General features: G+C 61.6%; 1 protein-coding gene. It reads left to right on the plus strand.

Annotated elements, in window-relative coordinates; genetic code table 11:
• Positions 1 to 409: acyl-CoA dehydrogenase (locus VSR68_RS42605; protein WP_342945389.1), on the plus strand; the 409-nt coding region annotated here is incomplete at both ends.

Raw genomic sequence — 409 nt, forward strand, 5'->3', positions numbered from 1 at the left:
TCTTCGAGGATTTCGAGATCCCGATGCAGGACCGCATCGGCGAAGAGGGCAAGGGTTTTCAGTACATCCTCGAAGGCATGAACCCGGAGCGGATCCTGATCGCGGCCGAAGCCGTCGGCCTCGGCAAGCTTGCGCTGTCGCGTGCGACCGAATATGCCAAGACGCGGACCGTGTTCAATCGACCGATCGGCAAGAATCAAGGCATCCAGCACCCGCTTGCGGTGAACTGGGTCGAGCTCGAGGCGGCCTGGCTGATGGTGATGCAGGCGGCCTGGCAATACGACAAGGGCTTGCCCTGCGGTGCTGGCGCAAATGCCGCGAAATATTTCGCTGGCGAAGCCGGCTACCATGCCTGCGAGCAGGCGGTGATGACCCATGGCGGCTTCGGCTATGCTAAGGAGTTCCACGT

Source organism: Paraburkholderia phymatum (genome assembly GCF_038900715.1).
Taxonomy (GTDB): domain Bacteria; phylum Pseudomonadota; class Gammaproteobacteria; order Burkholderiales; family Burkholderiaceae; genus Paraburkholderia; species Paraburkholderia phymatum_A.